The organism is Agrobacterium sp. MCAB5 (assembly GCF_052114365.1).
Classification (GTDB): Bacteria; Pseudomonadota; Alphaproteobacteria; order Rhizobiales; family Rhizobiaceae; genus Agrobacterium; species Agrobacterium tumefaciens.
Genome location: NZ_JBFREP010000025.1, coordinates 1 through 6,015 on the forward strand (window position 1 = coordinate 1; position 6,015 = coordinate 6,015).

Below are 6,015 nucleotides of genomic sequence, written 5' to 3' on the forward strand. Positions count from 1 at the left end.
ATGCGTTCTGGCCCTGTAATATGCTCGATCGCATGACGCTGTTCGTCCGACAATCCCGCTGACGGATCGCTCGCAGCCGACGTTCTGCCGGAGCTTCTCCGAATAGCGTTATCCTGCTTCTCCATTGCACGCTCGACATGGCGAGGATCGACACCATGGGACTGCGCCTGATGTAACCGCTCCGCCGATCGCGCCATGCGCAGTTCCAGATCGATCATGTCCTGCGTCGAATAGCGCGCTTTGGAAACGTCGCCTGTCTCGGCATCGATGCGCTCAGGCTGAAGCTCCACGAGCGCTGGTGACGCCATGACAGCCGCAAAGGCGTTCTGGAATGTCTGTGCGTCATCGTTGATGTAGCGATGCAAGGTTTTGGCGATATCGTGGCGATCGAACACGCTCTTCTCATGGCTGATCAGCGTCAGAACCTGTTCCGGTTTTTGGCGGATCAGTTCGGCATTTTGCCGTGCTGCCTCGTCATCCAGCCGCCCGCGCTCGACGGCCATTCCTTGCTGCTGCATCTGCGACGCATGCACGCCCATATGTTCGGTCGGCGACAACTCAAGRCCGCGCTSCGCATGCGAGCGATGATCGATGCGAACATCCAGGCCTTCGCGTTGGAGCTCACGGTTGGCGATGCCTTCCCACGACTGCCGGATATCGCGRAGCTGCATGTCGGTTGTCGCCATGCCATTTGCCAACAGCCGTGCGTTCTTGTGCTCAAGAACAGTCTTCTCGCCAAGGCCGGCTTTGSCAACCTCTCGCGTCGTCATCAGCACATGCGCATGGTAGTTCCTGATATCACCATGCTCACTTGGCGAATGGATTGCAAAATCCACGGCCGCGCCATAGCGGTTTGCAAGATCCTGGGCAAAGGCTCGTGCAGCCTTCAGTCGCCCCTCTGTCGAAAGCTCATGCGGAAGCGCGATTTCGAATTCGCGCGCGACGCGGGCATCCTTGCGCTTTTCTGCAAACTCGGCAGCGTTCCACAACGTCAAGCGATCCAAAGCCCAGTCGACACACACGCCTTGCGGCAGCACGATCTCTTTATGCTCGACGCCCTCTTTGCGGGTGAAGTCATGCACAAGGCCATCGCGTTGATTGACGAGAAGAACAGCACAACGGTAGGCGGCAGATGCCACAGCGCTGCGACCGGATGAGCGCGAGACAGGTTTGGTGCTGAGATGATAAATCGCCAAACGAAATCTCCGATACGCAAACGGGGAGACCAAACGCCCAAACGCGCCGCAAGTCGTAAGTGCGCCCTTGTCTGTTTACCGGTGGCGACGCTAGCAACATCGAACGGGCATTTCGACTACTAAAAGTAGTRGTCGAATAAAGRCAATCTCGCGTKTTTGAATAGGCGCCAAACGCCTCAGTTTGAAGAGGTGAATTCCCCCGCTGAAAAATGGGGCATGCAGTCAGGTCGATGTCAGCGGACATCGAGACTGTGATCAGCGGGCTCTCSGWGGCCTGAACGAAYACCGAAGACGGCSTTATGTGCTTCACATCATCAATTTGAAATCGAGCGATGATATCGTGGCATCGATCCCCAAGGTTTCAAGGGAGYGGMCGATGCAGGACGTGGCGACGGTAGGGCTTGATATAGCCAAGCAGGTTTTCCAGGCGCATGGAGCAGATGCGAGCGGAGAAACCCTTTTCAACACTAAGATCAAACGTGAGAACGTTCTGGAGTTTTTCAGCAAGCTCAAACCATGCCTGATCGGAATGGAGTCCTGCGCTACAAGTTATCACTGGGCACGGCAGTTACTAGAATTTGGGCATGACGTGCGGTTGATCCATACCAGTTACGTGAAGCCCTTCGTGAAACGCGGCAAAACCGACGCCAACGATGCAGAGGCGATCAATGTTGCGCTTACGCAAAAGACAATGCGCTTCGTTCCAGTCAAAACCTTGAACCAACAAGCGGCGATCACGATTTTTCGAACYCGCAGCCTTTTTGTTTCRCAACGGACTCAACTCGTAAACGCGCTGCGGGGGCACCTAGCGGAGGCCGGCCTRATAGCGGCGAAGGGCATTCAAAATTATTCCAAATTAGTCAAACTTATGGAAAGTGCAGCAGATACCGTCCTGCCGACAGTTATGAAAAAGGCTCTCACCGACATTTGCGACCAGATACATCGATTGAATGATTTGGTCACGAAACTAGACAAAGAGATTGAGCGACGTGTCCAACACGATGAGAACGCGTGTAGGCTTCTGACGATACCTGGTGTTGGCCCGAAAACTGCAATGTGCGTTATTGCGACAATTCCTGATATCCATCGGTTTCCATCTGGCCGCCATTTCTCTTCATGGCTGGGTCTTACTCCTCGCACGCATTCAAGCGGAGGTCGTTCGGTTCTGAGCCGCATTACGAAAATGGGGAATAGCGAACTCCGAACGATGCTTTATCTCGGGGGCACAGTGATCATGATGCGAGATAAKAAAACTCCAATCGGTCGTTGGGCCAGTCGATTGCGCGCGAGACGACCGTACAAAGTTGCCGTTATCGCTGTGGCAAATCGTATAGCGCGCGTCATTTGGGCTCTTTTGACAAATGGGGGAGTTTACGATCCGACATACGGCCGAGAAGCCTCAGCGTGACGCAGCGATAATCTTGGGCGTTTGAATAGGTGGTGGTCGGCGGTAAGCTAACGGGTAGCGCACTAGAGAGCGAATTGTCCGAATGACTAGATGTACCTGGAGTACGGTGTAATGGCCCCATAAATATCCGGACACGATCTCCCACTTAACAAGTGTGCGAGGTAATGTGCCCATTATGACCAGTCACAGTCCTAAGATAGAAGTCCTGTCCGGCCCTGAGCGCCGCCGTCGCTGGTCGACGGCAGAGAAGCTCGCCATTATTCAGGAAACATATGAGCCGGACGCAACCGTGAGCATCGTTGCTCGGCGTTACGGTATCCAGCCGAACCAGTTATTCACTTGGCGTAAGCTTGCCACCCAAGGAGGTCTGACGGCAACTGCTGCCGAGGAAGATGTCGTTCCAGCATCCGAATATCGCGCCCTTCAAAACCAGGTCAAAGAACTACAGCGTCTGCTCGGCAAGAAGACGATGGAAGGCGAGATTCTCAAAGAGGCGCTTGATATCGCCACCGGCCCAAAAAAACACCTGTTGCGCTCGCTGTCATTGCCGAAGGGAAGTTCCCGATGACGGCCGTGTGCGAGACTTTTGGTGTTGCCCGGTCAAACATGGCGGAGCGGGTGAGACAGCGTCCTTCCAAAGCCCGTGGTCGGCCGCCGTTTGCGGATGATGATCTCGTCGATGAAATCAAAGCGATCATCTCCGAGATGCCAACCTATGGATACCGCCGGGTTCATGCGCTTCTACGCCGTAAAGCCCGTTGGGAAAGCCGCTCATGGCCGAACGTCAAACGCGTTTATCGGGTGATGAAGGTGCATGGCCTGCTTCTCGAACGCCATACTGGAGCCATTGATAGCCGTCGCCACGATGGTCGTGTCGCTGTCGCTCAATCGAATTTGCGTTGGTGCTCGGACGGTTTCGAAATCGGCTGCGATAACAAAGAAAAGGTCCGCGTTGCCTTTGCGCTCGACTGCTGTGATCGCGAGGCAATTGCCCATGTCGCCACTACTGAAGGCATCAAAAGCGAAGACGTTCAGGACCTTGTCATCACGGCCGTCGAAAACCGCTTCGGCCGCATCAATATCCTTCCTAAGCCCATCGAATGGCTGACTGATAATGGATCGTGCTTCATTGCGTCAGACACGAAATCGCTGCTGCTGGATATCGGGATGGAGCCTCGCACGACGCCGGTCCGCAGCCCACAGTCCAACGGAATGGCTGAAGCCTTCGTAAAGACGTTCAAGCGCGATTACGTCTCGGTCAATTCCATTCCGGACGCCAAAACCGTCATCGCCCAACTGCCATTGTGGTTCGAGCATTACAACACGCTTCACCCGCACAAAGCTTTGGGATATCGCTCACCGCGCGAGTTCTTAAACCGTCAAACAGAAATCTGATCCTGTCCGGTTTTTATGGGGCAACTCCATACGGGACCGCTATAGGCATTTGCTCTGCGTTTCGCAAAATGGCGACCTTGAGAGGTTATGCCGTCAAGACTCATGCAGCGCTTCCAATTGCCTTGCCCTCGATCATCCATCTAGCGGGTCGCTTCCAATTAGGGGGCGGCCCGCACTCCTGTCTGGATGGYGATGGCCGCCTCCATGACCGTGCCTTTCTTGACGTGACTGTGTTACCAAAATTGCGTCGAAGTGAGCGGCAGTGCAGGCGGGCATCTGGCTGCAGCGATTGGACAGGGTGCGTCGTTAACGGTCCTTCGTAACCTCTACGCTCCACTCAGTCGGCCACGGTATAGCGCCCGTAGCGCCTGCGATTGGGAAAAACCGGGAAGCGATATACAACCTAGGATAAAGTACCATTGAATRTTCGCTATTGAGGAATGAAGGTATTGCAATACCATCTGCATAAATCAGAGCCGGTTGCCGCAAGATCGAATGTGCATCGTCCGAGAAGACAGGCATTCGTTTGGTGGCTACCAAAAATCGGAGTTTCAAAGGCCTCTGGAATGGCCCATACAGGACACCGTCGATAAGCGGAGCAGACATGAAGACCAGCCTTGAACATTTGCCGGAACGAAAGCAACGCGAGCTCGCGCGCGTCGTCGGAATTATTCAGGAAGAGTTTGCTGATCTGGTGGAGCGCTCCAAGTCTGACGCCAAGAAGGATGGRCGGATTTTCAAAATCATTCTGTTCGGTTCTTACGCGCGTGGCACCTGGGTGGATGAACCGCATACGTCGAAAGGCTATCGCTCGGATTTCGATATCCTCGTCATCGTCAGCAACAAGGAACTGGCCGACCCCAAATACTGGGACAAGACAACAGACCGGCTGATGTGGGACAAGGAGATCGAGACGCCCGTGAGCCTCATTGTCCATGGTGCTCGCGAAATCAGCAATTTCCTGCAGGAAGGGCAATATTTCTTCAGCGATATCCGACGTGATGGCATTGCGCTCTACGAACTTGATGACAGAGAACTCGCCGAGCCGAAAGTCTTGATGCCGCGCGAAGCTTTTGAGGTGGCGCGAAAGAATGCTGCCAATCGTTTCAAGGTGATCGATAGTTTCGTGAATTTCTCACTATTCGGCCTGCAAAACAGAGACCTTCCGGGCACTGCCTTTCAGTTGCACCAAGCAGTGGAGCACATGTACGGCGCTCTACTTCTTACCCTTACAAATCACACGCCAGCATCCCATAACCTCAAATTCCTAAGAGGACTATCCGAGGATCGTGATGTCAGGCTGATCGACGCTTGGCCTCGCGACCAAGCCAGATATGTCAGCTGGTTTAATCTACTCAATGAGGCGTATGTGAAAGCCAGGTATTCTGAACACTATGAGATGTCAGAAGAAGGTCTCTCTTGGATAATGAGCCGAGCATCGGTGCTCTACGACATTGTTAAAGTGGTGTGTGCTGAAAATCTCCAAAACCTTGAACGGGCCGCGGGACAAGCCGCAAATTCTAGCGACTGAGCTTCACGGGTGGCAGAATAATCCTGAGCCCAGGCAACAGCCACTACAGCGTCATGAACCATAGAGTCCAACCTCCACTTTCAATCGCTATGTCGATCTCCTCATAGAAACTGGTCTGTCTTCCAGGAACGAAGCCGCAGTCAACAGCGGCAGTTCCGGTGCGACCGCAATCGAAAGGAATAATCATGGCAAGGAAAACCATCGAACAGCGCCTGGCTGAACTGGATGCGCAACGTTCCGCCCTCAAGGCCCGGCTCTCGAAAACCGAGCGCAACAACGATATGCGCCGCAAGGTCCTGATCGGGTCGCTCGTTCTGCATCAACTCGAGACCTCKGATGATCAGGAGTTYAASMAACARCTCGRTGACTGGCTGCGCCGCGAACTGCCGGGCTTTCTGAMGCGTGACAATGACAAGGCGCTSTTTGCCGATCTGATCGGACAARGACTGACGGGCACAGCAGAGAATGGYGACAGCGKGCAGGGC

5 protein-coding genes are annotated in these 6,015 nt (G+C 54.2%); 4 read left to right on the top strand and 1 reads right to left on the bottom strand.

What is annotated here, in order from left to right:
• On the bottom strand, positions 1-1,196 hold a 1,196-nt coding region (gene mobQ, locus AB4Z23_RS26935), incomplete at its 3' end, for a MobQ family relaxase (RefSeq protein WP_441361115.1).
• A gap of 376 nt (positions 1,197-1,572) precedes the next feature.
• Between mobQ and AB4Z23_RS26940 the strand changes: the two genes are divergently transcribed.
• The 4 genes from AB4Z23_RS26940 to AB4Z23_RS26955 form a co-directional block, all read left to right on the top strand.
• A complete protein-coding gene (locus AB4Z23_RS26940; protein WP_441361116.1) occupies positions 1,573-2,604 on the top strand; it encodes an IS110 family transposase in 1,032 nt (343 codons plus the stop codon).
• A 175-nt stretch (positions 2,605-2,779) separates the two neighbouring features.
• A protein-coding gene (locus AB4Z23_RS26945) for an IS3-like element IS1312 family transposase (protein ID WP_441361117.1) occupies positions 2,780-3,999 on the top strand; the annotation gives its coding sequence in 2 pieces (ribosomal slippage) (positions 2,780-3,122 and positions 3,122-3,999; 1,221 coding nt in all).
• A gap of 604 nt (positions 4,000-4,603) precedes the next feature.
• Entirely contained in the window at positions 4,604-5,530 is a 927-nt protein-coding gene (locus AB4Z23_RS26950; protein ID WP_111796831.1) for a nucleotidyltransferase and HEPN domain-containing protein, read from the top strand.
• A gap of 185 nt (positions 5,531-5,715) precedes the next feature.
• A partial coding sequence (locus AB4Z23_RS26955; RefSeq protein WP_441361118.1) for a mobilization protein occupies positions 5,716-6,015 on the top strand: 300 nt, incomplete at its 3' end.